The organism is Lacibacterium aquatile, from assembly GCF_042683105.1.
GTDB classification, from domain to species: Bacteria; Pseudomonadota; Alphaproteobacteria; order Elsterales; family Elsteraceae; genus Lacibacterium; species Lacibacterium aquatile.
In genome coordinates this window covers 259,041-284,178 of record NZ_JBHUIP010000001.1, presented here as the reverse complement: position 1 = coordinate 284,178, position 25,138 = coordinate 259,041, and the positions used below count along the sequence as shown (strand labels likewise).

At 62.2% G+C, this 25,138-nt stretch carries 22 protein-coding genes; 8 read left to right on the top strand and 14 right to left on the bottom strand.

The annotated features are described in order from the left end of the window. Nucleotides 1-29: 29 nt before the first annotated feature. A complete protein-coding gene (locus tag ACFSM5_RS01390; protein ID WP_379874428.1) occupies nt 30-1,379 on the top strand; it encodes an Nramp family divalent metal transporter in 1,350 nt (449 codons plus the stop codon). Between the two features lie 61 nt (nt 1,380-1,440). On the opposite strand, the gene kduD is transcribed toward ACFSM5_RS01390, so the two are convergent. From kduD to ACFSM5_RS01355, 7 genes are all read right to left on the bottom strand, one after another. Beyond that, nucleotides 1,441-2,202: a 2-dehydro-3-deoxy-D-gluconate 5-dehydrogenase KduD gene (gene kduD / locus ACFSM5_RS01385; RefSeq protein WP_379874426.1), complete on the bottom strand. Its 762-nt coding sequence runs from the start codon at nt 2,200-2,202 to the stop codon at nt 1,441-1,443. Then, nucleotides 2,202-3,044, bottom strand: a complete 843-nt coding sequence (kduI, locus tag ACFSM5_RS01380) for a 5-dehydro-4-deoxy-D-glucuronate isomerase (RefSeq protein ID WP_379874423.1) — start codon at nt 3,042-3,044, stop codon at nt 2,202-2,204. The genes kduD and kduI overlap by 1 nt, the downstream gene beginning before the upstream one ends. 169 nt (nt 3,045-3,213) lie before the next feature. Next, on the bottom strand, nt 3,214-5,079 hold the full coding sequence (locus ACFSM5_RS01375; protein ID WP_379874421.1) for a DUF2264 domain-containing protein: 1,866 nt from the start codon (nt 5,077-5,079) through the stop codon (nt 3,214-3,216). 97 nt (nt 5,080-5,176) lie between these two features. After that, nucleotides 5,177-6,463, bottom strand: coding sequence for an ABC transporter substrate-binding protein (locus tag ACFSM5_RS01370; RefSeq protein ID WP_379874418.1), 1,287 nt, complete (start codon nt 6,461-6,463; stop codon nt 5,177-5,179). Nucleotides 6,464-6,499: 36 nt separating this feature from the next. Continuing rightward, nucleotides 6,500-7,585 (bottom strand): ABC transporter ATP-binding protein, encoded by a 1,086-nt coding sequence (locus ACFSM5_RS01365; RefSeq protein WP_379874415.1) that lies wholly within the window; start codon nt 7,583-7,585, stop codon nt 6,500-6,502. 15 nt (nt 7,586-7,600) lie between these two features. Continuing rightward, complete coding sequence (locus tag ACFSM5_RS01360; RefSeq protein ID WP_379874411.1) at nt 7,601-8,476, bottom strand: carbohydrate ABC transporter permease; 876 nt, start codon at nt 8,474-8,476, stop codon at nt 7,601-7,603. Continuing rightward, on the bottom strand, nt 8,469-9,398 hold the full coding sequence (locus tag ACFSM5_RS01355; protein ID WP_379874408.1) for a carbohydrate ABC transporter permease: 930 nt from the start codon (nt 9,396-9,398) through the stop codon (nt 8,469-8,471). The genes ACFSM5_RS01360 and ACFSM5_RS01355 overlap by 8 nt, the downstream gene beginning before the upstream one ends. A gap of 201 nt (nt 9,399-9,599) precedes the next feature. On the opposite strand from ACFSM5_RS01355, the gene ACFSM5_RS01350 reads away from it, so the two are divergent. The 3 genes from ACFSM5_RS01350 (at nt 9,600) to ACFSM5_RS01340 (ending at nt 12,783) form a co-directional block, all read left to right on the top strand. Next, nucleotides 9,600-10,805: a hypothetical protein gene (locus tag ACFSM5_RS01350; RefSeq protein ID WP_379874405.1), complete on the top strand. Its 1,206-nt coding sequence runs from the start codon at nt 9,600-9,602 to the stop codon at nt 10,803-10,805. Between the two features lie 64 nt (nt 10,806-10,869). Further along, entirely contained in the window at nt 10,870-11,910 is a 1,041-nt protein-coding gene (locus ACFSM5_RS01345) for a LacI family DNA-binding transcriptional regulator (RefSeq protein WP_379874403.1), read from the top strand. A gap of 414 nt (nt 11,911-12,324) precedes the next feature. Beyond that, nucleotides 12,325-12,783: a hypothetical protein gene (locus tag ACFSM5_RS01340; RefSeq protein ID WP_379874400.1), complete on the top strand. Its 459-nt coding sequence runs from the start codon at nt 12,325-12,327 to the stop codon at nt 12,781-12,783. Between the two features lie 140 nt (nt 12,784-12,923). Here the strand turns inward: ACFSM5_RS01340 and ACFSM5_RS01335 are convergent, their stop codons facing one another. Continuing rightward, nucleotides 12,924-13,520: a TetR/AcrR family transcriptional regulator gene (locus ACFSM5_RS01335; RefSeq protein WP_379874398.1), complete on the bottom strand. Its 597-nt coding sequence runs from the start codon at nt 13,518-13,520 to the stop codon at nt 12,924-12,926. 89 nt (nt 13,521-13,609) lie between these two features. Here ACFSM5_RS01335 and ACFSM5_RS01330 point away from each other — a divergent pair, with 89 nt between their 5' ends. Then, a complete protein-coding gene (locus ACFSM5_RS01330) occupies nt 13,610-14,260 on the top strand; it encodes an NIPSNAP family protein (protein WP_379874395.1) in 651 nt (216 codons plus the stop codon). Here ACFSM5_RS01330 and ACFSM5_RS01325 read toward each other — a convergent pair. Together ACFSM5_RS01325 and ACFSM5_RS01320 are read right to left on the bottom strand one after the other, a co-directional pair. Further along, nucleotides 14,201-15,136, bottom strand: a complete 936-nt coding sequence (locus tag ACFSM5_RS01325) for a DMT family transporter (RefSeq protein WP_379874393.1) — start codon at nt 15,134-15,136, stop codon at nt 14,201-14,203. The two genes, ACFSM5_RS01330 and ACFSM5_RS01325, sit on opposite strands and share 60 nt — an antisense overlap. A 51-nt stretch (nt 15,137-15,187) precedes the next feature. Beyond that, entirely contained in the window at nt 15,188-16,144 is a 957-nt protein-coding gene (locus ACFSM5_RS01320) for a homocysteine S-methyltransferase family protein (protein WP_379874391.1), read from the bottom strand. 162 nt (nt 16,145-16,306) lie between these two features. Between ACFSM5_RS01320 and ACFSM5_RS01315 the strand changes: the two genes are divergently transcribed. Continuing rightward, the gene (locus tag ACFSM5_RS01315) at nt 16,307-16,930 is read left to right on the top strand and encodes a TetR/AcrR family transcriptional regulator (RefSeq protein WP_379874389.1); all 624 of its coding nucleotides are present in this window, start codon (nt 16,307-16,309) and stop codon (nt 16,928-16,930) included. A 54-nt stretch (nt 16,931-16,984) separates the two neighbouring features. On the opposite strand, the gene pheT is transcribed toward ACFSM5_RS01315, so the two are convergent. The 4 genes from pheT to rpmI form a co-directional block, all read right to left on the bottom strand. After that, nucleotides 16,985-19,390, bottom strand: coding sequence for a phenylalanine--tRNA ligase subunit beta (pheT, locus tag ACFSM5_RS01310; protein ID WP_379874386.1), 2,406 nt, complete (start codon nt 19,388-19,390; stop codon nt 16,985-16,987). Further along, nucleotides 19,387-20,487, bottom strand: a complete 1,101-nt coding sequence (gene pheS / locus ACFSM5_RS01305; RefSeq protein ID WP_379874384.1) for a phenylalanine--tRNA ligase subunit alpha — start codon at nt 20,485-20,487, stop codon at nt 19,387-19,389. The genes pheT and pheS overlap by 4 nt, the downstream gene beginning before the upstream one ends. A 92-nt stretch (nt 20,488-20,579) precedes the next feature. Beyond that, on the bottom strand, nt 20,580-20,939 hold the full coding sequence (gene rplT / locus ACFSM5_RS01300) for a 50S ribosomal protein L20 (RefSeq protein WP_379874381.1): 360 nt from the start codon (nt 20,937-20,939) through the stop codon (nt 20,580-20,582). An 8-nt stretch (nt 20,940-20,947) separates the two neighbouring features. Beyond that, complete coding sequence (gene rpmI / locus ACFSM5_RS01295; protein WP_379874378.1) at nt 20,948-21,148, bottom strand: 50S ribosomal protein L35; 201 nt, start codon at nt 21,146-21,148, stop codon at nt 20,948-20,950. A 211-nt stretch (nt 21,149-21,359) separates the two neighbouring features. On the opposite strand from rpmI, the gene ACFSM5_RS01290 reads away from it, so the two are divergent. Beyond that, nucleotides 21,360-22,520: a DUF3095 family protein gene (locus tag ACFSM5_RS01290; protein WP_379874376.1), complete on the top strand. Its 1,161-nt coding sequence runs from the start codon at nt 21,360-21,362 to the stop codon at nt 22,518-22,520. Nucleotides 22,521-22,890: 370 nt separating this feature from the next. Continuing rightward, nucleotides 22,891-25,038 carry an anthranilate synthase component I gene (locus ACFSM5_RS01285; protein ID WP_379874373.1) on the top strand — a complete coding sequence of 716 codons (2,148 nt, stop codon included), beginning with the start codon at nt 22,891-22,893 and terminating at the stop codon, nt 25,036-25,038. Nucleotides 25,039-25,138: the final 100 nt, after the last annotated feature.

Here is a 25,138-nt window from a genome sequence, read left to right as displayed (position 1 = left end):
AATTCGCACTATCGAAACAAGGGGTCTTCATGTCGCGTGTCGAGAATATAGCGGAAGAGGGAACATCGACGAGTTGGCGTCGCGAGCGTGGCGAGCCATCGCTGGTGGACGTCTACCGCTCGATCCCGATCCGTGGCGGATCCAACTGGCGGCGCTTCCTGGGCTTCCTGGGGCCGGGTTATCTGGTCGCCGTCGGATATATGGATCCGGGCAATTGGGCGACCTCGCTGGCCGGTGGCTCCAAGTTCGGTTATGCGCTGCTGTTCATCGCGCTGCTGTCCAACGTGATGGCGATCATCCTGCAGCATCTCTGCGCGCGCCTTGCTATCGCTACGGGCCGCGATCTTGCCCAGGCCTGCCGCGATGCCTACCCCAAGCCGGTAGGCTATGTCCTATGGCTGCTGGCCGAACTTGCCATCGTCGCCACCGATATAGCCGAGGTGATCGGCACGGCCATCGGCCTCAATCTGCTGTTCGGGATACCGCTTGAGATCGGGGTGATCATCACCGCGCTCGACGTGTTCCTGATCCTCTATCTGCAAAGGCTGGGTTTCCGCTGGATCGAGGCCTTTATCATGACCCTGCTGGGGGTGATTGCGGCTTGCTTCCTGGTCCAGATCGTGATGGCCGATCCGCAGTGGGGGGATGTGATCCGGGGCTTTGCGCCCACGGTGGAGATCGTCTCCAACCCCGACATGCTGTATTTGGCGCTCGGGATCATCGGCGCGACCGTGATGCCCCATAACCTCTATCTGCATTCCGGTATCGTGCAGACCCGCGCCTATGGCGAAAGCCTGCCGGAGCGGCGACAGGCGCTGAAGTTCGCGACCATCGACTCGACGGTCGCCCTGATGTTCGCGCTGACCATCAATGCCTCCATCCTGATCCTGGCGGCTGCTGCCTTCCATGGCACCAGCAACGAAGGGATCGAGGAACTGGAGAAGGCGCATACCCTGCTGTCGCCGATCCTCGGCTATGCCATCGCGCCGGTGCTGTTCGGCATCGCGCTGCTCTGCTGCGGTCTCAATTCCACCGTCACCGCCACCATGGCGGGGCAGATCGTGATGGAAGGCTTTCTCGACCTCAAGCTGGCGCCCTGGGCACGACGCCTGATCACCCGTGCCATAGCCATCGTTCCGGCCGGTTTTGTCGCGATCCTCTATGGGGAAAGCGGCACGGCGAAGCTGTTGATCCTCTCCCAGGTGATCCTGGGGCTTCAACTGCCGTTCGCGGTGGTGCCGCTGGTTCGCCTGACGGCGCAAAGCGCGAAGATGGGCGCCCTGCGTTCACCTCGCTGGCTGACGGCGATTGCGGCGCTGGTGGCCGCGATCATCATCGTGCTGAACATCAAGGTGATCATCGATCTGTTGATCAACTGAGGGCGTCATCCCAGGGCTTGACCCTGGGATGACGGCAGATAAGGAAACGCTCTTCAAGCTCCTATCGCGCCAACCATCCGCCATCCACCGGGACAATCGTGCCGGTGACGTAGGATGACGCTGGCGACGTCAGGAACAGCACCGTCGTCGCCAGATCGTCCGGCACGCCCCAGCGGCCGCTGGGGATACGTTCCAGGATCTGTTTCTGGCGCACCGGGTCGGCCCGCAGGGCGGTGGTGTTATCCGTCTCGAAATAGCCCGGCGCGATGGCGTTCACGGTGATGCCGTGGGGGGCGAGTTCATTCGCCATCAGCTTGGTCAAGCCCGCGACGGCGTGTTTGGAGGCGGTATAGGCCGGAACCCGGATGCCGCCCTGGAAGGACAGCAGCGAGGCGATATTGACGATGCGCCCGAACTTGCGCGCCGCCATGCGCTTGGCGACGGCCTGGGAGAGGAAAAACAGGTTCTTCTCGTTCACCTGCGTCACGGCATCCCAATCGGCTTCCGAGAACTCCAGAACGTCGGCCCGGCGGATGATCCCGGCGTTATTGACCAGGATATCGATCGGAAACGCCTCGCGCTCCAGCCGGTCGATAAGGCCAGCGAAATCGATGCTTTGGGTCAGATCCTGCTGAACCTCGATGAAGCGACGGCCCAGCGCCTCCACCTTGGCCTTGGTGTCGGGCATGGGGGAGGAGCCAAGGCCGATGATGTCTGCACCGGCCTGGGCTAAGGCGAGGGCTATGGCTTGGCCAAGGCCGGTGCGGGCGCCTGTCACCAGCGCGCCCTTTCCAGAAAGATCGAAGAGAGCGGCGATGCTCATTATTTCAGGTCCTGGATCTTGATGTGATCCATGTCGCTGAAGGACTGATTGTCACCGGCCATCGCCCAGACGAAGGCATAGGCGCCCGTGCCCGATCCGCAATGGATCGACCAGGGGGGCGAGACCACGGCCTGTTCGTTGCGGATGATGATATGGCGAGTCTCCTGCGGGCGGCCCATCAGATGCACGACGAGGCGGTCTTCAGGCATATCGAAATAGAGATAGGCCTCCATGCGGCGGTCGTGGGTGTGGGCGGGCATGGTGTTCCAGACGCTGCCCGCTTCGAACCGGGTCAGGCCGACAACCAGCTGGCAGGTCTGCATCAGGCCTTCGTGGATATATTTGTTGATGGTGCGCTTATTGGCTGTTTCAGCCGACCCCATGGGCTGGGGCGAGGCTTCGGCGCGGGTCACCTTGCGGTTCGGGAACTTGGTATGCGCTCCTGCCGAGACCGCGTAAAGCTTGGCCGGGTTCTTCGGGTCGGCTGACGCGAAGCTGACGCCGGTCGCGGCCTTGCCGATATAGAGCGCTTCCTCGTTCTCCAGCAGATAGCTTTCGCCATCGGCGGTGACCGTGGCATTGCCGCCGCCGATATTGATGACGGCCAATTCGCGGCGGTCGAGGAAGTCGTCGGCACCGGCGGCCTTGGCAAGATCGGCACCCAGGACGAGCGGCGCGTCGGTCGGGCTGATCCCGATCAGCACCATGCGGTCGTAATGCGTATAGACGCTGCGGACTTCGCCGGGGGCGAACAGGCTGTCGGCCAGGAAGTGCTTGCGCAGTTCCTCGGTATTCATCTTTTCGGCCTGTTCGAAATGGATCGCCTGACGAACGTCAACCATGATGCTTTTTCCTACCCTTCATATGATTCATCGGGTCGTAAAACCCATTTCAGTGTCATCCCGGCCTTGCGCCGGGATCTGGCCGATGGTTGTTGCCGCGTGGCGTCGTGAGGCGTTTGCTGCACAGGGCGGCCGGATCCCGGCGCAAGGCCGGGATGACAGGTTAATATTAGCGGTCCGCGCGACCGGTCATGGCCGACACCTGGACACCGCGCTCGCGGACAAGCTTTTCCAGGGTGGCGAGATCCGGTTTGGCGGGTGGGGTCTTGAGGGCCTGGCGCACAAAGGCGCGGTCGGCTTGCGCGATCACGGCGCAGGCGAGGATATGCTGGCCTGCGGGCAGCTCGACCCGCAATTGCGGCACCATGGTCTTGGGCGCGATCAGGTTCGTGTTCGGCGGCGCCTTATGGGTCAGGCCATCGCGGGGGACGCTCGATCCAAGGTCGAGGATCGCTGACAGATCGCTCGCGGTTTCGATCAGAGCCTGGGTGGGGCTATCCTCGACCGTGGCGTCAAAGGGCTCCGGCCGGGCAACGGCGAAGCCACCTTCGATGCTATGGAGGGCGCGCGGTGTGTCGATCCGATGCACGCGCACCTGGAAGGGCCCGTCCCAATAGGTCCAGCTTTCCACCAGCACATCGGCGAAGGGCCGCCAGCGGGCATAGAGCGTGCCGTCCGCGATCAGCGCTTCCTCGTTCGTCTCGCGGGTGCGGCCGTGTTTATTGTCGTCGGAAAAACCGATGGAACTGTCGTAGACGCCTTCGAAGAACTTCCGCTCGTCGCTTTCGACCGAATAGGCATAGCGGGCGGAATAGGCGAATTTCGCGTATTTCTCGGCCCCGAAACGCATGGTCTGGTTCTGCTGACCTGAAGAGAGCGCGATGACGTCGCCCGGCGGATTGGCGATCACGAAACCGGGATGCTTCTGCACGGTCGGCTTGTCATGGACCGGCGCCGCGATCTCCTCGGCCTGCCAGAAGGGATGGCTTTCAGGCAAGGCGAGCGGCAGGAAGGCTTTCAGCGCCCAATAGGGCGAAACGCCGGAATTATAATTCTCCGACATCAGCAAGTTGGGATAGCCGTAACCGACCGCCATGGTGCCGTCGCGTGAAGCAAAGGGCTGCTTCTTCCACCAGCGCAGGTGGCGCAGGAAATAGCCCTTCAACTCGCCCCAGGGCAGTACCTCTTCATCGGCCAGGGCGAGCGCGCCCCAGAAGCCGGCATTGGCGAAGCGATAGGTCATGGAACGGCCGAAGGCGAGGCAGCCGCCGTCATCGGCATACCAGCGCGCCATATCCTTGGTGAAGAGGCGGGCGCGCTCGCGGTAGCGTTCGGTAAATTCGGTTTTATCGTCCAGCTTGGCCAGCAGCAGGCCATAGAAGTGGAAGGCGAAGGGGATGTAGTGGTCGAGGTGGCGGGGCTGACCGTCGCGATACCAGCCGTCAGCCAGATAGAAGCCTTCCAGCTCGTCGCGATATTTGAGGCCGGGGGCGGCGTCGAATTTGGCGCCGACGGACTTCAGGCCCAGGTCCACCATCAGGCGGAAGAATTTCCAGTTATTGTCGGCGTGCTCAAATTCGCGCGCGACTTTCAGATAATGGACGAGATTGTCCTTCTGGGCGGGCGTCAGCGGGTCCCAGATCTTCTCCGGCACCAGGCGCAGGGCGAGGCCGATGGCCGCCATCTCGACAAGGCGCTGATCATAGTCGGAAGGCGGGAAGCCCCAGAATTCAGGGTGTCTCGGGTCGGTCGCGTTCGCCAGACCACGGGCAATCGGCTCCCAATCGATCCAGGTCGATCCGCCGACCTGGGCAGGGGCGAGGCCCCAGAGCGGTCGGGAGAAGCCCTCCACATCCGCCGCCGCGATATCGAAATGTGCTCCGGCGCTATCGAGGCGCACACGCGCGCCGCCGGGGGAGCGGAAGACCTCCAGCGGGTCGATCAGGGATTTCAGACCGGCATCGACATCGGCCCTGGTTCGAAACTCGTTTCCATCGAAGGGATTGAAATGGTCGAAGCGGGGCTTGAAGGACATCGCGCGGGCTCTTGCTTTTCTTGGGATGAAAAAGGCGCGACCGGACCGGCCGGTCGCGCCATGAGGGCCAGGGAGGAAGGCCCCCAAATGCTCAGATCTAGTACTTCAGGATCTTCTTAGAGTCGTTCACCAGCATCTCGGCGGCTTCGGCGACCTTGATCTGACCGAAAGCCAGCTTGTCGGCAGTCGGGCGGAAGACCTGATGGTCGATCTCGTTCGAACCGGCAGGAGCGGGCGGCGGGTAGGCCGTCACGCGCTTGGCGATTTCGCCGATGTAATCGACCGTCTTCTGGGCGATGGGGTCGATCTGCGGAGCAATCACGTCGCGCACATCAAGGTTCACCGGAACGCCGCGCTCGGCACCCAGCAGCTTGCCCGCGTTGAGGTCATTGACGAAGAAGTTGATGAAGGCGGCAGCCTCATCAGGGTTCTTCGACATGCCCGCGATCGCCCAATGCAGACCCGGACGATAGAACAGGCCCGACGGCTTGCCCGAGCCCAGGTGCGGCAGGCTGGTGATGCCGATCTTGGCAGTGGTGCCGCCCTGATAGGCGGTCAGCTGGTTGGAGAAGGTGAAGCCCATGAGGGCATTGCCCTTCATCAGCGGGTTGGAGTCGACGAGGCTCTGATCCTGGGCCTGGATGTCGGCTGCGACCACGCCGCCACGCTTATTGAGCTTGTCCCAATAGTCGTACCATTCCTTGGCATCATTCACATCGAAGCCAAGCTTGCCGTCGGCGGTGAACAGCAGCTTGCCGCGCTGGGTCAACCAGGCCTGGAAGACGTAGTTGTAACGCGAGGCATTGGGCGAGGCCCAGACCTTGCTCTTGGCGTGCTTCTTGGTCAGTTCGACCGACAGATCGGCGAACTCGTCCCAGGTGGTATTCGCCCCAGGCGGCTTCAGACCGGCGGCGGCAAAGGCATCGGCGTTGTAGAGCAGCGAGAAGGCGTTGATCGACAGCGGAATGCCGGTGACCTTGCCGTCGACGGTGCCAAGCTCCAGGGCGCCCGGCGCGAACTTGTCGGTCTTGATGACGTTGCCGAGATACTTGTCCAGCGGCAGCAGGATGTTGCGCTTGGAATAGTCGGGCAGGGTGCTCGGTTCGTACTGGACGATATCGGGCATGTTGCGGCCCGCGATCATGGTGGTCAGCTTGGGCCAATAGTCGGCGCCATTGGCTTCGCCGACGATCTTGATGCCGGGGTTGGAGTGCTCGTACAGCTGGGCAACGTCCAGCGTGCGCTTGGAGCGGTCCTGCGAGCCCCACCAATAGAGGCGCAGGGACTTGTCCTGGGCAAAAGCGCGGGAGAGCGGCAGCTGCGAGGCCAGGGCACCCGCACCCATCAGCATCGTGTTCTTCAGAAGACTACGCCTGTTGATCATCGTTTCCTCCATGGCAGAGACATGTTGTTTTTGTTTTTAGGTGAGCGTGATGTTCGCGCCGGTTTCGTCGAACAGGTGGATAAGGTCGGCGGGCGCACTGACGGTCAGACTGTCGCCGCCCTTGATGGCTTTCTGGCCGTCGAAGGTGACGGTCAGTGTCTGGCCATCGGACAGACGGCCATAGATCAGGGTCTGGCCGCCCAGTTGTTCCACATGGTCGACGCGCACCTCGCCCAGGGCTAAGCCGCTTTCCGATCCGACGCGGATATGTTCGGGGCGGATACCCAGGGCGAGCGAACCGGAGCGTCCCTCCGCTACGCGCAGACCCGTGTGCAATTCGCGCCCGGCGAGGCTGAGCGCCAAACCGTCTTCCTTGATGCCCAGCGGTTGGACATTGAGAAAATTCATCTTAGGCGAGCCGATGAAACCGGCGACGAAGCGGTTGTTCGGGCGGTTGTAGATATCCAGCGGTGTGCCGAATTGCTCGACATTGCCAGCACGCAGCACGACGATCTTGTCGGCCAGCGTCATGGCTTCTACTTGATCATGAGTCACATAGATCATGGTGGCGTCGAGGTCGGCGTGCAGCTTGGCGATCTCCACCCGCGTCTGCACCCGCAGTTCGGCATCCAGGTTCGACAGCGGTTCGTCGAACAGGAAGATCTTCGGTTCGCGCACGATGGCACGGCCGATGGCGACGCGCTGACGCTGACCGCCCGAGAGGGCCTTGGGCTTGCGCTCCAGCAGCGGCACGATCTGCAGGATCTCGGCGGCTTTCTGCACCCGCACCTTGATCTCGTCCTTGGGCATGCCCGCGGTTTCGAGGCCGAAGGCCATATTCTTATAGACGCTCATATGCGGATAGAGCGCGTAGGACTGGAACACCATGGCGATGCCGCGATCGGACGCCGCCTTGTCGTTCATCCGCTCGCCCCCGATCAGCAGGTCGCCGCCGGAGATGGTCTCCAGCCCCGCGATCATGCGCAGCAGGGTGGATTTGCCGCAGCCCGACGGGCCGACGAAGACAATGAACTCGCCGCTTTTGATATCGAGGTCGATGCCGGGGATCACCTCCACCGGGCCGAATTTCTTGGCGACTTTCTTCAGGACTAAGCTTGTCATCGGTGTACTCGTGCCTCAGCGCTTCATGCCGGTGGTGGCGATGCCTTCGATCAGCAGGCGCTGGAAGAAGAAGAACAGGACGAAGATCGGCAGGACGGTCAGGGTCGACATGGCGAACAGCGCCGACCAATCGCTCTCGGCCGTGGCATCCACGAAGGTGCGCAGGCCCAACTGTGCCGTGTAGTTATGGATGTCGTTCAGATAGATCAGCGGCGCAAAGAAATCGTCCCAGGTCCAGATGAAGGAGAAGACGGCGGCGGTCGCCAGCACCGGGGTCGAGAGCGGCAGAATGATCTTCCAATAGATCCGCCAGGGGCTGCAGCCATCCATGGTCGCCGCCTCGTCGATCTCGCGCGGGATGCCCCGGAAGAACTGGACCATCAGGAAGATGAAGAAGGCATCCATGGCCAGGAACTTCGGCACCACCAGCGGCAGAATGGTGTTGACCCAGCCGAGGTTCAGGAACAGCACATACTGCGGGATCAGCACCGCATGCTGCGGCATCATCAAGGTGCCCAGCATCAGCGCGAACCAGAAGTTCTTGCCGAAGAACTTAAGCCGTGTGAAGGCAAAGGCCGCCAGCGAGCAGGACATGAGGTTGCCGACCACGGTCAGCACCGCGATCACCAGCGAGTTCAGGAAGAAGCGGTCGAAACCGACGCTCAATCCCTTCCAGCCGCGCGGATAGGCGTCCGTGCTGTAGTTCTGCGAAAAGAGGGTGGGCGAGCTGAAAATCTCGTTATTCGGGCGGAACGAGCTGATGACCATCCAGATCAGCGGATAGAGCATCACGAAGCTGACCACGATCAGCGCAGCATAGGCGAGCGCGCGCTTGGTCTGGCTGGCGACGGAACCGCTCGAAACCGGGGAGACGGCGGGGCTATCAATCATCGTAATGTACCCACAGCTTCGACGAGAGGAAGGAGAGGGCGGTGAAGAAGGCGATGATGATCACCAGCACCCAGGCGAGCGCCGAGGCATAACCGATGCGTAGGTGCGCAAAAGCTTCCTGATAGAGATACAGCGTATAGAAGAGCGTCGAGTCGATCGGGCCGCCACTGCCGTCGGAGATGACGAAGGCCGAGGTGAAGGCCTTGAAGGCATCGATGGTCTGCACGATCACATTGAAGAAAATGACCGGGGTCAACAGCGGCAACGTGATCTTCCAGAACTGGCGGCGCTGGCTGGCACCATCGATGCTGGCGGCCTCGTACATATCCGTGGGGATCTGACGCAGGCCCGCCAGGAAGATGATCATCGGCGAGCCGAACTGCCAGATCGACAGCAGCACCAGCGTATAGATCGAGGTCGAGGGCGAGGAGATCCAGCTCTGGCCTTCATAGCCGAACAGCGAATGCAGCAGCTTGTTCAGCAGCCCGTCGCCCGCGAAAATCTGGCGCCACAGGACCGCGACCGCGACGCTGGCACCCATCAGGGACGGCAGATAGAAGATCGCGCGGAACAGAGTCAGGCCGCGCAGTCCCTTGTTCAGCATCACCGCGATGCCAAGCGCGAACATCAGCTTCAGCGGCACCGACAGCACGACAAAGGTGAAGGTCACCGACATCGCCTTGGAAAAACGGCGGTCGTCCGTGAACATCTTCACGTAGTTATCGCCGCCGATCCAATAGGGATCCTGCGTCAAATCATAGTTGGTGAACGACAGCAGCAGCGAGCTGACGGCCGGACCCAGGGTCAGGAAAAAGAAACCCAGCAGCCAAGGGGTCAGAAAGCCATAGGCCGCCCAGCTGGACCGGATGGTCGCCAGGATGCGGACCGACAGCGGCTGTTTCAGCACAAGCCCTTCGCTCATGCTGTCAGCGCCTTACGCTGTTTCGGAGTTTCGCGAAAGTTTCGCGACATTCCTTGGCCTCCCCATAGGTTTAGGGGCGATTCCGCCCTCAAATTATGAAAAATCGTGGCGGCGATCCCGATTTTCGTCAATAGAAATTTTCTTGTTGACGAAATTTTCGCGAAAATGAGAAAACATTTTCGTGAACCAGGAGGAAGCGCCGTGTCCGCTCAACAAGAAACCGCCGCCCTGTCGAAAGCTGCCAAACCGACACTCGTCAAGCCTGCCTATCGCCCCGTTGCACGCTATCAGGCGGCGCTGGAGCGGTGTGTTGCCAAGCTGAAGACGACGATGCCGGTTATCGGCCTGCGCAACCCCAAGATCGGGCTTGCCGACAATAGCTGGAAATACTGCAGCGATATCGATTGGGTCATCGGTTTTCAATCGGGGCAGCTGTGGCTGGCTCTGCAGCTGACCGGCGATCCGGTGTTTCTGAATGCGGCGCGGGCCCGGCGCCCGGCCTTCCGCAAGATCCTGAATAATCGCCTCGCCCGCGACCATGACCTGGGTTTCCAGTTTTCGCTGTCCTGCGTTGCCGACTATATGATGACCGCCGACCGCGAGGCCCGCGATATGGGTATCAAGGCAGCCGAGGCGCTGGCCAGTCGGTTCCAGGACGAAGGCGGCTATATCCAGGCCTGGCATCCCAAATCCCATCCGGAGCCTGAGCACGCGTCGTTTGTCGCCGGCCGCGTCATCGTCGATTGCATGCAGAATCTGGCGCTGCTCCATTGGGCCTATGCCGAGACGGCGGTGAAGGACTTCCAGGAGATCGCGCTGATCCATGCGGAAACCAACGCCAAACACCTGATCCGGGCCGATGATACCAGCTTCCATACCTTCATCTTCGATGCGGCAAGCGGCAAGCCGGTGCGGGGCGAAACTCATCAGGGGTATAAGGACGACAGCTGCTGGTCGCGCGGTCAGGCCTGGATGATCCATGGCTATGCCCAATGCGCCCTGACCACCGGCCGCCAGGAAGACCTCACCATCGCCAAGCGTCTGGCCGCCAAGGCCGAACAGCTGATGGGCAATGATAAGGTCCCGATCTGGGACTATAACGTCACCGATCCGGCCATCTCTCATCGCGACAGTTCGGCAGGCGCCATCATGGCCGCCGGTGCCTATCTGATCGCCGATCAATGCGAGGGCGATGAGGCTGCGCGCTGGGCCGCCTGGGGCGACCGGCTGCTCGACGGGTTGCTGGAAACCTGCGACCTGACGGAAGATCCGAATGCGCTGGGCCTGCTGGCCCATGGTGCCTCGCACGTCGGGCGGGGCTTGAGCGACGCCATGCTGCCCTATGGCGATTATTACTTCATGGAAGCGCTGATGCGCGCTGTCGGGCATCGGCACTTCTTCTGGTAGAGGCTGTTGCATGCGGGCGCCATTTACCCCCTTAATGGCCCCGTTCCTCGGTTAGGCATGGGATATGGTTGAAAAAACTTCGGCGACCTTAAGCGACATAGCCCTCAAGGCAGGGATATCGGTCGCATCGGTTTCCAAGGTGCTGAACAACCGCCCCGGTGTCAGCCTCAAGGTGCGCGAGCTGGTGTGGGCGATTGCCAACCAGATGGGCTACGCGCCCAAAAGCGCCCGTTCGGACGTGCCGGGGGTGGTCAGCAATGTCACCATCGCCACCCCGGCCGAGTTTTTTGCCAGCGGCCAATTCTATGAAGAGATCATGCGGGGCATGCTGGATGCGGCAACCGCTGCTCAGCTGAACGCCAATGTGCGCCTGCTGCCCAACAATGAAGCGACGACCCGGGCCGAGATCGAGGATCTGATCGCGACCGCCGCGCCGGAATCGCTGCTGATCCTGGGGCTCGACCAGCCGGAAATCCTGGAGCCCGTCGTGGCCTCCAAAATTCCGACTGTGCTGGTGAACGGCATGGATCGGATGATGCGCCTGGATGGGTTGACCCCCGATAATCGCTTCGGCGGCTGGCTTGCCACCAAACAGCTGATCGATGCCGGACATCGCGAGATCGTCCATGTGACGCGCAAACACCGCATCTCACGCAAACGCCGTCTGGACGGGTTTCAGGACGCGCTGGCCGAGGCGGGGCTTGTCTATGATGAGAAGCGCCATCTGATCGATCTGGAAGAGAACGACCTGCTGGAATTCGAAGCCGGCATCGCCATCGACAGGGCGTTCGAGCGCGGCATGCTGGACAAGGTCACTGCGTTCTCTTGCTGCACGGATGTGATCGCTATCAGTGTGCTCCAGGCCCTGGAGGCGCGGGGACTGTCGGTCCCGGGCGATTATTCCGTCATGGGGTTCGATGATGTGACCATCGCCCATCATTCGCGCCCGCCGCTGACCACCATGCGGGTCCAGCGCGAGGAGATGGGGCGGCTGGCGGTCGCGATGCTGAAGGACCGTATCGCGGACCCCGACGCCAGCTCCCGCCGGATGTCGGTCGGCGTCGAACTGGTGGAACGCGCCACCATCGGGGCGCCTCGGAAGTAGCTTTTGTGTTGGCCTACCGCGCTTTGCGCTACATGAGGCCGTTTCCCCTTAGAGACTCGTCATCCCGGGACTTGATCCCGGGATCTTAGGTGGCCGAACTCCGTTCGGCTTTTGACGCGGTTGGTCTACACGAGATCCCGGGATCAAGTCCCGGGATGACGAGTATTGTCTATTGCGTGCCGAGGGGCGCCTCGTCCCAAATCGGAACCTTTCGCCCCTCCGCGACATTTAATTACCAGAACCGATGGCAAAGCGGCAGCTTAGGCGCCGATACCATATTTAGTATGCGATGACCCTGTTCAATCTCACAGGTCACCAACCTGTGGGTAATACGAGCTGTCGGGATTGCGAGCTTGATCTGCGTTTGTTCTCGCTGTATGTTCCCCTCATGTTCCTATTCCAAGGGAGGGCGTCATGAGTGTTCTTCGCTCGATTTATCAAGGTGCGGTTGCTGCCGGTTGGCAGCCTTTCGATTGCCAGCACGGTGAACAGCGCTGGATGCCAAAAGAGTCCCTGGCGTTCTGCCGCCCTGAAACTCCCTATTGCGGAATCATCTTCGCGCGTCCCGATGCGCGGATGAGCATGAATGATATTCTCGATTTCCAGATCCGCAGCCTTCCCCATGGATTGCGTGTCTGCTGGCTGTTGGATCATGTGCCGAACGTGAAGTTCCGCCGGGTCGCTATGGTCCGCCTGATCGATGACGAATGGGTCAAGATGCCCGGCGAACGCCCGATGCTGGTGGCGGAGTTTGTCGAGCAGGCGCTGCTCGACTGGCCGGAATTCAGCGACAAACTGACCGGCAAGACCGCCGCCCCGCAGCTCTATCCGCCTGCTAACCGCCGCCAGGGTTATCTGCAACTCGCGTCGTAAGGTTTGAAAGAACTCGTCACCCCGGGACTCGATCCCGGGGTCTCCTCCGGGTGTGTTCCGCGCCGTTTGGATCAGAATTGGACAAGCTCCCGGAGGAGATCCCGTGGTCAAGCCACCGGATGACGACCTCAAGGTAGGTTTCACTCCACCTTCCACAATTTCGCCAAGGCCAGGGCGCCGTTCCGAAGAGGGGCGGCGCTCTGGTCCGTTTTGGCCAATGCCATGGCGCCGGAATATGTGGCGACGATAAGATCCGCCATGTCGGAAGCGGGCAGGGGCGTTGCCTCCGTTGCCAGCCGGTCGCGCAAGGCCGCGCGCCAACGGTCGAAGAGACCTTTCAAGGCTGCCCGGAAATCGGGGTCGGCCAGCGACAGTTCCAGCGCCAGGTTATTGACCGGACAGCCCTGAACGCGCTGCCGATCCTCCAGGCCTGCCGCGATCTCCTCGAAAATGCCGAGGATCGCTTGCCGGGCAGGGGCCTTGAGGAGCGGATCGATCCAGGTGGCCTGCACCTCGGCCGCCACAGTCTCCGTAATCACCGCCAGCGCCAGGGCCTTTTTGGTTGGGAAATGATGGTAGAGCGCGCCGCCGGTCATCTGGGCCAGCGCCATGATGTCATGCATCGAAGTGGCGTGATAACCGCGCGCCTGGAAGGCCTCGGCTGCCACAGACAGCACCCGCCTGCGCATGCCTTCGGGATCATTGGTGCGCTTGCCGCGCGGTTTGCTTTCGCTCATGCGTTCAAAATAGCAGATTGACAAAACCGGACAATCGGTTTGTTTTTAAAACAGGACAATCATCCTGTTTTTACAAAAAGGAAAAGCCGATGCCCGTCAGCCCTATCGTCGAACTGCGCCGCTATACCCTGAAGCCGGGGCAGCGGGATGTCCTGATCGAGCTGTTCGACCGCGAGTTTGTCGAAACGCAGGAGGCCTGCGGCATGTCGGTCATCGGGCAGTTCCGCGATCTCGACCGGCCCGATCATTTTGTCTGGCTGCGGGGCTTCGCAGATATGGAGGCGCGCCGGAAAGGCCTGGAGACTTTCTACGGCGGTCCCGTCTGGGCGGCGCAGAAGGAGGCCGCCAACGGCACCATGATCGACAGCGACGACGTCTATCTTCTGCGGGCGGTCAAGGGGTTTCAGCTTCAGGGATTAAGCCGCACTGGCGGCCCTGCCGGTCTGCTGGTGGCGGCTCTGTTTCCGCAGGATGCCGTGTTGCCGGACTTCGGCGATGCGCTGTTGGCGTCTTTTGTGACGGAGGAAAGCCCGAATACATTTCCACGCCTGCCGGTCTGGGAAGATCGCAAGGTACAGGCGGTGTTCCTGACGTTTGCCAATGAGGCGGCTTTCGAGGCCTATCCGGTATCGCTGGCGGGGGCGGATGTCGCGCGGTTGCAGCCGACGGACCGCTCGCTGTTACGCGCGGCGCCTGGTGCTGAGCGCGACCAGGGCGGCGGCCCCAACGATCAGCGCTGAACCGAGCAGGGTCTGCGGCCCCGGCCAGACGCTGAAGATGATGATATCCGCCATCAGCGCCCACATCATGGAGGTATATTCAAAGGGCGCGAGGGTGGAGGCCGGGGCGCGGGCAAAGGCTTCCGTCATCATGATCTGCGCGATGCCGCCCAGGATGCCGCCCATGATCAAGGCGATCAGTGGGGTTCCGTGCGGCAGGTTCCAGGCAAGGCTCGGGAAAACCCAGCCCAGTGGCAGGGTCGCAAGGCCGACAATGGAACAGGTGATGGCGAAATAGAGCGCGATGGTCGCCGGAAGCTCGGTCTTGGTCAGCTTCTTGACCTGGGTGATGACAGCGGCCGACGACATGGCCGCCGCAATGCCTGCCGCTGTTCCGATCAGGGTGTGATGATCGAGGCCGGTGGAGCGCAGAGCAGGCGACAGCATGGTGATGATGCCGCAGAATCCCATGGCCAGGGCAATATAGACGATCAGCTTTGGCCGCTCCCCCAGCAGCAGGATGGCTGCAACAACCGTCACCATGGGGGTGATGAAGGCCAGCGCCGTGGCATTCGCGAGCGGCAGGTAGCTCATCGAGGTGAAGCTGGTGGCCATCGCCGTGCAGCCGAACAGACTGCGCAACACATGACCCCAGGGGTATTTGGTGCGGAAGCCGGTCAGAAACTCCCCGCGGATCGCCAGATAGATCCCCAGCGGAATGAGCGCGACGGCCGAGCGGAAGAACATCAACTCGCCCAGCGGCACATCGGCGGCGCTGAGGCGGATACAGATATTGAGGCCCGCAAACAGAAGGACCGATGACAGCCGCAGGGCAATGCCGGTTTGGATCGGGGTAAGGGGCGACACCGGAAGGCGGTCCTGGATAATAAAAACCATCGGCAGGGGTTCCCGCCGATGGTTAATCGTTAGGTCAGGTGCCTTGTCCCGTCAACCGCCCCAAACGGCAGGGCTGCATGCCAATCTTATCGCGTTGACATGGCGATGATCGGTGCCGCAGCAGCCACCGAGGATGGTCAGATGCCGATGGTCCTGGCGCAACTTTCGATAAAGTATGCCGAGTTCCACCGGATCGCCTGCATCAAGATCGCTGGAATTATCCAACTCCTCATGGCTACGGCGGGAGGCATTGGCCCGGACACCCCGGATGCGTTTCATCCAGGCGGCCCCGGCTTCCAGAATGGCGCTGAAGTGATCCGGGTGGGCGCAATTGATCATGTAGTAGGCGGGATAGGCGCCGGTGGCGGCATCCACCGCCTGGATGGCGTCGGAGAGAGTGTCGCTGGTCGGAAGACGCCCATCGGTTTCCAGCGTGAAGGACAGGACGACCGGCAGCCCGGCCCGTTTCGCTGCCAGCGCTATGCCGGTGGCTTCGGGGATATTGGTCATGGTGAAGGCACTGACCATATCGATGGCGGTTTGGGTGAAGAGGCCGATCTGGATGCCGTGATAGGCCTCGGCCTCTGCGACACTCATCTGCTGGCCAGGATTATAGCCGTCGCCGCGCGGGCCGATATTGCCGCTGATGACCATGGGGGAAGCCGGTGTCTCATATCGGTTCCGCACCTGCTCCATCAGGTCGACCGAGGCATTGATGGCGTCGACCAGCTGACGGTCGGTATAATTCATCTTGCGGGTCCAGTCGGGATTGGCGCGCCAGGTGACGCCCTCCAGCACGAAGCCCAGGCCGCTCTGCACCGCCATATCGGCGTAAAGCTCGTAATAGTCCTTTAGGCGCCGGGTGCCTTCGACGGTCCGCAGCAGATCGAAGGACGCGAAATAGGGCAGATCCAGCCCATCGTGGAAAATCAGCGTCGTTTCCAGACCGCCATCGGTCAGGAAAAGCTTGTCGGTCAGTTGCGGCAGGGCATTGCGATATTTGGCCATTCGTCGGGGTCCATAACAAGGGGCGATGGCCGGGCAGTCTAGGCAGATGCCGCCTGTGTTCTAGTCGACCCATGGTCGGGTGGTTTTGCGCATCCAGAGGGCGGGAAGCGGCGTAAAAGGGTTAAGTTTAAATTAACAACCCTACCTCTGGTATAGTCGACCATGAATGATATGACCCCGATGCGGGGCGTCTCCACCCGCGACCGCCTGCTCGATCTGGCGGAAGAGGCCATCCTGGCCAAGGGCTTCGCCGCCACCTCCATCGAGGAGCTGATCACGGCGGTCGGCATCACGAAAAGCGGCTTTTTCTATCATTTTCGCGACAAGAACGCCCTCGCCAAGGCCCTGATTCAGCGCTATCTGGAGCGGGATGACGCCATCTTCGATGCGCTGTTCGCCCGCGCGGACGAGCTGAACGAAGATCCGCTGCATGGGCTGCTCGTCGCCCTCAAGCTGCTGGCCGAGGAACTGGCCGATCTGCCCCAGGCTCATCCGGGGTGCCTGGTGGCGACCTTCTGTTATCAGAGCCAGCTCTTCAATCAGGAGATCCGCGACCTCAATGCCGCCGGCATCCTGGCGTGGCGGGCCCGCTTCCGGGGGCGGTTCGCCTTGATCGAGGCGCGCTATCCTCCGCGTCCCGGTGTCGATCTCGATGCGCTGGCCGATATGGCGATGGGGATCATCGAAGGCGCCATCCTGGCTGGGCGGGCCCTGAAGGATCCGCGCATTCTACCGGGGCAGATCCTGCTCTATCGGGACTATGTGCGGACGGTGTTTGCCGGATGAAACAAAAAAGGCGCCGGATTTCTCCGACGCCTTTTTCTTTTCTGACAGGAACCCTTACCCGCGCAGGCTGCCGCCGGTGACCTTCACCACATCGGCCGTGACCTTGGCGGCGACGGCTTCGATTTCGGCATCGGTCAGAGTCTTTTCGGTCGGCTGCAGCGTGATGCTGACCGCGACCGACTTCTTGCCTTCCGGCACACCCTTGCCCGCATAGACGTCGAACAGGCTGGCGTCTACGATAAGGCCCTTATCGGCATCCTTGACCGCCTTCAGCAACACCGACGCCTCAACCGAGGCATCGACCAGGAAGGCGAAGTCGCGACGGACCGGCTGCAGGCTGGCGAGCTTCAGCGTCGGACGCGCGCGACCCTTGGTCTTGGGCATCGGCACCATGTCGAGGAACAGTTCGAACGCCACGGCGGGCGCATCGATGCCGAAATCCTCCAGCAGGCTCGGGTGCAGGGCGCCGAAGCGCGCCAGCACGTTCTTAGGGCCGAGCTTGATCACACCTGAACGGCCCGGATGGTACCAGTCGGGAGTGTCGCGGAAGACCGGCATGCCGTCGGGAGCAAGACCCAGGTCGCGCAGGGCGACATAGAGGTCTTCCTTGGCATCGAAAGCATCGACCGGACGGTTGCCGCCGCGCCAATGGCGTTCAGTTGCCGGGCCGACGCGCAGGCCGATGGCGACCTGGGTCTGACCATCCGGCTTGATGCTGTTGAAGGCCGGGCCGACTTCGAACAGGGCGACGCTTTCCGCACCACGAGCCAGATTGCGTGCAGCAGCACGCAGCAGGTTCGGCAGGGCGGAGGGGCGCATCTGATCGAGATCGGAGGCGATGGGGTTAGTGAGGGTCAGCGAGGCATCGCCGCCGCCAAAGCGCACCGCCGTCGCATGGTCGAGGAACGACCAGGTAACGGCTTCCATCAGGCCCTGACCGGCCAGGATGCGGCGCACGCGACGGTCACGCAGCTGCTTCGGGGTGATCGCCGGGGTAGGCAGACCTTCGGGGCGGGGCAGCGGGGTTTCCGGCACCTGATCGATGCCATGGACACGCATGACCTCTTCGATCAGGTCGGCTTCGCCTTCCACATCGCCGCGCCAGGAGGGCGGCACCACGGCCAGCTTCTCGCCGTCCTTGGTGACTTCGAAGCCCAGGGCTTCCAGGATCGCAACCTGTTCGGCCGTGTCGATCTTGATGCCCGTCAGGGCTTCGGTGCGGGCCGGGCGCAGGTGGATCGTGCGGGTGGTGTCGGGCGTATGGCCCGCGACCACGACGTCCGAAGCCTCACCGCCGCAGATCTCCAGGATCAGGCGGGTCGCGATCTCGATACCCTTGGCGGTGAAGGCCGGGTCGATGCCGCGTTCGTTGCGGAAGCGGGCGTCCGACAGGATGCCGAGCTTACGGCCGGTGCGGGCAATCGACAGCATGTCGAAATAGGCCATCTCCAGCACAACTTCGGTGGTGCCTTCGGTGACGCCCGTGGTCTCGCCGCCCATGATACCGCCGAGGCTGAGCACAGCCTTATCGTCGGCAATGACGGTCATGCCGTCCTCAAGGGCATATTCCTTGCCGTTGAGCGCCAGCAGCGTCTCGCCCGCCTTGGCCGGACGGACCACCAGATCGCCCGCGAGCTTGCCCGCGTCGAACACATGGGCCGGACGGTTGAGATCGAAGGTCAGGAAGTTGGTGATATCGACCAGGGCCGAGATCGGCTTCAGACCGATGGACTGCAGGCGCGCCTTCAGCCATTCCGGGCTTTCGCCGTTCTTCACGCCCTTGAAGTGGCGCGAATAGAAGACGGGGCAGCCCTTGGCGGCATCCGGGGTGATCGTCAGGCCGACCGGATGCTCATAGGTCCCGGTGACGGGCGCATCGGGATAGGGCAGGGGCTTCAGCTGGCCCAGACCCTTGGCAGCGAGATCGCGGGCGATGCCACGGACACCCAGCGCATCGGCGCGGTTCGGCGTGATGGCGATCTCGACCACCGGGTCGGCTAGGCCCATGGTTTCGGCAAATTTGGCGCCGATGGGAGCGTCGGCCGGAAGCTCCATGATGCCTTCATGGTCTTCGGTCAGGCCAAGCTCATAGCCCGAGCACATCATGCCTTCCGATGCCTCGCCCCGGATCTCGCCCTTTTTGAGGACGGTGCCGTTGCGCGGAATGGTCTGGCCGGGCACCGCAAGCACGGTCACGAGGCCGGTGCGGGCGTTGGGCGCGCCGCAGACGACCTGGATGTCCGGGCCGGTACCGGTTTCGACAGTGCAGACGCGCAGGCGGTCGGCGTTCGGATGCTGCTTGGCTTCCTTGATGCGCGCGATGGTGAAGCCCGCCAGCGCGGCAGCCTTATCCTCGACGCCTTCAACCTCGAGCCCGAGGTCGGTCAGGGTATCGAGCAGCAGTTCAAGCGGCGCCTGGGTTTCGAAATGTTCCAGCAGCCAGGAGAGCGAGAATTTCATCGGCCGAGCCCCGTAATGAGCGAGGGAATATCGAGCGGCGCGAAGCCGTAGTGATCGAGCCAACGCAGGTCGGCATCGAAGAAGGTGCGCAGATCGGGAATGCCGTACTTCAGCATCGCGATACGCTCGATCCCCATGCCGAACGCAAAGCCCTGCCACTCGTCGGGATCGAGGCCGCAATTGCGGATGACGTTCGGGTGCACCATGCCGGAGCCCAGGATCTCCAGCCAGTCGCCGAACTTGCCGATCTTGATCTCCCCGCCCTTGCGCGAACAGCCGATGTCAACTTCGGCGCTGGGTTCGGTGAAGGGGAAGAAGGAGGAGCGGAAGCGGACGGGGATGTCGTCCTGCTCGAAATAGGCGCGCACGAACTCGGTGATGGTGCCGCGCAGATGGCCCATGTTGATGTTGCGGTCGATCACCAGCGCTTCGATCTGGTGGAACATCGGCGTGTGGGTCTGGTCGCTGTCCGAACGGTAGGTGCGGCCGGGCACGATCACGCGGATCGGCGGCTTGCCGTTCAGCATGGTACGGATCTGCACGGGCGAGGTGTGGGTGCGCAGCAGCATCTTGTGGCTGCCGTCCTTACCCGCCTCGGGCGCATCGGGCAGATAGAAGGTGTCGTGCGCTTCGCGGGCCGGATGGCCGACCGGGAAGTTCAGCGCCGTGAAATTGTGGAAGTCGTCTTCGATGTCCGGCCCTTCGGCCAGCGTGAAGCCCATCTGTCCGAAGATGGCGATCAGCTCGTCGATGGTCTGGGTGATCGGATGCAGCTTGCCCGCGCCCTGACGTGCCACCGGCTGGGTGATGTCGATGGTTTCGGCAGCCAGCTTGGCGGTCATCGCCTCGCGCTTCAGGATCTCGAACCGGTCCTTGAGGGCGCTCTCGACCGCCTGCTTGACGACGTTCACCGCCTGACCGAAAGCCTTGCGCTCTTCGGGCGGGAGCTTGCCCAGCTTAGCCATTTCGGCCGAAACGCTGCCGCTTTTGCCCAGCAGATTGACGCGGGCGGCTTCCAGGGACGCAAGGTCGGAGGCCGATGCCACCTGAGCCAGCGCGCCATCCTTGAGGGCGTCGAGAGTCTGTCCGTCGCTCATTCCAGAAATTCCTTAGGGTTCGGACAAAAGAAAACGGGACCGTTCGACGGAACGGCCCCGTTTGCTACCACTAACCAGAAAGACGTTCGTCTTTAGGCGGAGAGGGCGGCCTGGGCCTGCTCAACCACCGCCTTAAACGACTCGGGCTCGCGGGTCGCGAGATCCGACAGGATCTTGCGGTCGAGCTCGATGCCGGCCTTCTTCACGCCGTTCATGAACTGCGAGTAGCTCAGCCCATAGAGGCGAGCACCAGCGTTGATGCGCTGGATCCAAAGAGCGCGGAAGGTGCGCTTTTTGACGCGACGGTCACGATAGGCATACTGCAGCGCCTTCTCGACCTTTTCGAGAGCGATGCGGTAGTTGGACGAATTGCGATCGCGATAGCCCTTGGCAAGACCCAGGAGCTTTTTGTGACGGGCGTGCGACGTTACGCCCCGCTTAACACGAGCCATTTAGCACCTCACCGGTCGTAGGGCATGTATTTAAGGACAAGACCGCGATCGCTCTCGCACATGATTTCCGTGCGACGCGAGGTGCGGATCATCTTCTTCGTGCGCTTGGACATGCCGTGACGCTTGTTCGCAACGCCGAACTTGACCTTACCGGTGGCGGTGAAGCGGAAACGCTTCTTGGCGCCGCTCTTGGTCTTCAACTTGGTCATTTCGATCCTCAACATAAGGGGTCGACAAACCGATTGGCCGGGCATGACCTCGTGGCCCAGACGCAATCGTTCCTCGCAGCCGACTGCCACGAAGGAGCGCGGAGTATAGCGATTGGCTTTCCTCGTGCAAGCCGATAATCACGAGGGACGGCTATACCCTGGACACAGGTTTGATCCATATAGCTTGGGGCATTGTTTTGAAAGGGTCTCCATGTCCGATCTGCCTTTGATCGATCGCTTCGACGCAGCGACCGATCCTGCCCGTTACCGGCGTCTGCCGCCCGATTGGGCGCTGGCCGTCTCCGATATCGTCGGCAGTACCAAGAAGGTGCAGAGCGGGCGCTACCGCGATGTCAATTTCGTCGCTGCCGCCGTCATCGCCGCGATCCAGGCCGAGGTCGCGAAATATTCACCCCATCCCGTCGCCTGCCAGTTCGGTGGCGATGGCGCCACGCTGGCAATCCCGCCCGAGGCCCGCGCCGGGGTGGAGCGCACCCTGGCGGCGCTGGGTTACTGGTCGCAGAATACCTTCGATCTTGAGCTACGCGTCGGGCTGGTCTCGGTCGCCGAGATCGAGGCGGCTGGCGGCGAGGTGCTGGCTGCCCTCTATGACGCGGGGCAGGGGAACTATTACGGCATGTTCCTGGGGGCGGGTGCCTCGATTGCCGACCGGCTACTGAAAAGCGATGCCGGTCATCAGCTGGTGCCGCAGGAAGGTCCCTTGGATGGGCTGGACGGGCTTTCCTGCCGCTGGGAGCCGATCAACAGTCGGAAAGGGACGATCCTGTGCCTGATGGCGGATCCAGTAGCCGAGGATGCCAGCGGCGCCCATGAGATTGAAGTCCTGCGGGCTGCCATCGACGCTATAGCTGCTATCGATGAGGCCGCCCCGCTGGGCGATGGGTCGAACATGGTGCCGCGTCTGCGTTCCATGATCCCGGCAGCCTGGAAGGAAACCTTGCTCGCCCGCAGCGGCGCCCGACTGAAGAAGCTGGCTTCCGTGGCGCTGGAGGTCGTTCTGATGTGGGGCCTCTATCGATTGGATCGGGGCATCGGGCGTTTCAATCCGCGCGATTATCGTGGCGCGGTTGCCCGGCAGACCGATTTCCGGCGGGTTGCCACGGGGCTGCGTCTCGTCATCGATGTGAGTCTGGATCAGGCCGAGCGGATCGAGGCTCTGCTGGAGGAGCGCACCCGGGCCGGAACAATCCTCTATGGCTCCTATCGCGCACCGGCCGCGACCATCACCTGCCTTGTCGGCAAGGTGGTGGAGGGCAAACATATCCATTTTGTCGATGGTGACGGTCTGGGCTTCTGGCAGGCCGCGAAAGCCTACAAGGCGCGCCGGGCGGCACTGGTCGGGGCGACTTGACCTAGGCACGCATCGTCTTGGGTTTTCTGATTAGAGGTCTCTTGCCATTTGTGCCTTGTCGTCACCCCGGGACTTGATCCCGGGGTCTCCTCCGGGAGCGTTTCCACATTGCCCGGGTGAGACTTGGACCAGCTCCCGGAGGAGATCCCGTGGTCAAGCCACGGGATGACGAGTTTTGTTTGACGGGTTGACCACGACGCGATGGCGATGGTATCGCCTTAAGGGTCGATTATTTCGAAAGACGTGACCGGTGCTGGATCAACGCAAGATTGGACGATGGCGTCGATGGCAGTCGCGGGGCTGATGCGCCCCCGCGAAAGTTATCCGCGCATTCCGATCTCCGTTTGAAAAGCAGCCACGAGGACTTCCCGTGACCGATCTCGTTTATCAGACCGCTGGCGGTCTGACCGTTACCCGTCGTGAATCCATCCATGCCATCGATACTGCCGTCGAAAGCCTGTTGAATCAGCTCGACAGCCGCCGTGGCGCCTTCCTGTCCTCTGCCTATGAATATCCCGGCCGCTATAAGCGCTGGAGCATGGGCTTTGCCAATCCGCCGGTCGAGATCACGACCCGCGACCGCGTTTTCTCGATGGTGGCGCTCAATGGACGTGGGCGCATCCTGCTGAAACTGCTACTGCCCGCCCTGGAGGCGCATCCGCATCTCGCGTCGCTCTCCATCGCTGAAACCCGGATCGATGGGGCGATCATCCCGCCGCCGCTGCGCTTTGCCGAAGAAGACCGCTCGCGTCAGCCGTCGGCCTTCTCGGTCCTGCGGGCGATCATCGGCCATTTCTTCTCGGATGAAGATCCGTACCTCGGTCTCTATGGCACCTTCGGCTTTGATCTGCTGCATCAGGTCGAAGGGATCGAGCGCAAGATGCCGCGCGCCGAAGACCAGCGCGACCTGGTGCTCTTCATCCCCGACCGGGTGACGATCGTCGATCACCATGCGGGCCGGGCGACCGTCTATTCCTATGATTTCACCGGAGATGGGGTGAATACCGAAGGCCTGTCGCGCGAAACGCCGGACGTGGATTATCGCGGCCTGCAGAAGACGCCGTTTCAGGCCTCGGAATTCCCCGAAGGCGGCTATGCCGGGATCGTCCGGGACGCGCTGGAGTACTTCAAGCGCGGCGACCTGTTCGAAGTGGTGCCGAGCCACACGTTCTTCGAGAAATGCACGGCACGGCCAACCGACCTGTTCCGCACCCTGCGCCGCATCAACCCCAGCCCCTATGGCTTCGTCTTTAATCTGGGCGGGGAATATCTCGTCGGCGCCAGCCCGGAGATGTTCGTCAGGGTCGAAGGGCGCCGCATCGAAACCTGCCCGATCAGCGGCACCATCGCCCGTGGCAAGAACGCCATCGAGGATGCCCGCCAGATCCGTGCGCTGCTCAACTCTGAAAAAGACGAGAGCGAACTCACCATGTGCACCGACGTCGATCGCAACGACAAGGCGCGCGTCTGCCAGCCGGGCACGGTGCGCGTCATCGGCCGCCGCCAGATCGAGATGTATTCCCACCTGATCCATACCGTCGATCATGTGGAAGGCACCCTGCGCGAGGGCTGCGATGCCCTCGATGCTTTCCTGACCCATTGCTGGGCAGTGACGGTGACCGGCGCGCCCAAGCGTTGGGCGGTGGAATTCATCGAAGCCAACGAGAAGTCACCGCGCCGCTGGTACGGCGGGGCAGTGGGCAAGCTGGGCTTCGATGGCGGCTGCAATACCGGACTGACGCTGCGCACAATCCGCCTGCAGGATGAGATCGCCGAAATCCGCGTCGGCGCCACGCTGCTGTTCGACAGTGACCCGGTGGCCGAAGAGGCCGAAACGGTGTTGAAGGCGGCGGCCTCCCGCCGCGCGCTCGCCACCGTCGGCCAGATCAGCAACAACCCGCCGGTCGCCGAACAGCCACCTGCCACCGGCAAACGGGTGCTGATGGTCGATTGCGAGGATAGCTTCGTGTTGACCCTGGGCGATTATTTCCGCCAGACCGGGGCCGAGGTCGTCACCATGCGCCATAGCCACGCCCTGCCGGTGATCGCCGATGGCGGCTGGGATCTGGTGGTCATGTCACCGGGGCCGGGACGGCCGGAGCAGTTCGGCGTGCCGGATATGATCCGTCAGGCCGACGAGATGGATATCCCGGTCTTCGGCGTCTGCTTAGGCCTTCAGGGGATGGTCGAGGCCTTTGGCGGCGAACTTGGGCAATTGCCGGAACCGATGCACGGCAAGTCATCCGAAGTGAGCTGTGCTGCCGATCAGTCGCGTCTGTTCGAAGGGCTGCCGGATCGCTTCGCCGTAGGCCGCTACCACTCGCTCTATGCCGAGCCCAAGGTGCTGCCGGAAGGCTTCCGCGTCACCGCCCAGACCGACGACGGCCTCATCATGGCAGTGGAGCATAAGAGCCGTCCCATCGCGGGCGTGCAGTTCCATCCCGAATCGATCATGTCGCTGGGCGATGGGGTCGGGCCGGGGATCATCCATAATGTGATGAAGAACCTGGCGCGGTAGATATCCTGGCTTTTCAGTTTATGTCGTCATCCCGTGGCTTGACCACGGGATCTCCAATCATTTGTGTTGGTCGTCATCCCGGTGCTCGACACCGGGATCT

Coding starts and splice junctions, on each gene's coding strand:
- ACFSM5_RS01330 (WP_379874395.1), top strand. CDS start 13,610: ATGCCCGTCAGCCCTATCGTCGAACTGCGCCGCTATACCCTGAAGCCG.
- ACFSM5_RS01340 (WP_379874400.1), top strand. CDS start 12,325: ATGAGTGTTCTTCGCTCGATTTATCAAGGTGCGGTTGCTGCCGGTTGG.
- ACFSM5_RS01345 (WP_379874403.1), top strand. CDS start 10,870: ATGGTTGAAAAAACTTCGGCGACCTTAAGCGACATAGCCCTCAAGGCA.
- ACFSM5_RS01375 (WP_379874421.1), bottom strand. CDS start 5,079: ATGTCCTTCAAGCCCCGCTTCGACCATTTCAATCCCTTCGATGGAAAC.
- pheT (WP_379874386.1), bottom strand. CDS start 19,390: ATGAAATTCTCGCTCTCCTGGCTGCTGGAACATTTCGAAACCCAGGCG.
- ACFSM5_RS01335 (WP_379874398.1), bottom strand. CDS start 13,520: ATGAGCGAAAGCAAACCGCGCGGCAAGCGCACCAATGATCCCGAAGGC.
- pheS (WP_379874384.1), bottom strand. CDS start 20,487: ATGAGCGACGGACAGACTCTCGACGCCCTCAAGGATGGCGCGCTGGCT.
- ACFSM5_RS01290 (WP_379874376.1), top strand. CDS start 21,360: ATGTCCGATCTGCCTTTGATCGATCGCTTCGACGCAGCGACCGATCCT.
- ACFSM5_RS01320 (WP_379874391.1), bottom strand. CDS start 16,144: ATGGCCAAATATCGCAATGCCCTGCCGCAACTGACCGACAAGCTTTTC.
- ACFSM5_RS01390 (WP_379874428.1), top strand. CDS start 30: ATGTCGCGTGTCGAGAATATAGCGGAAGAGGGAACATCGACGAGTTGG.
- ACFSM5_RS01325 (WP_379874393.1), bottom strand. CDS start 15,136: ATGGTTTTTATTATCCAGGACCGCCTTCCGGTGTCGCCCCTTACCCCG.
- rpmI (WP_379874378.1), bottom strand. CDS start 21,148: ATGACCAAGTTGAAGACCAAGAGCGGCGCCAAGAAGCGTTTCCGCTTC.
- rplT (WP_379874381.1), bottom strand. CDS start 20,939: ATGGCTCGTGTTAAGCGGGGCGTAACGTCGCACGCCCGTCACAAAAAG.
- ACFSM5_RS01370 (WP_379874418.1), bottom strand. CDS start 6,463: ATGATCAACAGGCGTAGTCTTCTGAAGAACACGATGCTGATGGGTGCG.
- kduD (WP_379874426.1), bottom strand. CDS start 2,202: ATGAGCATCGCCGCTCTCTTCGATCTTTCTGGAAAGGGCGCGCTGGTG.
- ACFSM5_RS01360 (WP_379874411.1), bottom strand. CDS start 8,476: ATGATTGATAGCCCCGCCGTCTCCCCGGTTTCGAGCGGTTCCGTCGCC.
- kduI (WP_379874423.1), bottom strand. CDS start 3,044: ATGGTTGACGTTCGTCAGGCGATCCATTTCGAACAGGCCGAAAAGATG.
- ACFSM5_RS01365 (WP_379874415.1), bottom strand. CDS start 7,585: ATGACAAGCTTAGTCCTGAAGAAAGTCGCCAAGAAATTCGGCCCGGTG.
- ACFSM5_RS01355 (WP_379874408.1), bottom strand. CDS start 9,398: ATGAGCGAAGGGCTTGTGCTGAAACAGCCGCTGTCGGTCCGCATCCTG.
- ACFSM5_RS01315 (WP_379874389.1), top strand. CDS start 16,307: ATGAATGATATGACCCCGATGCGGGGCGTCTCCACCCGCGACCGCCTG.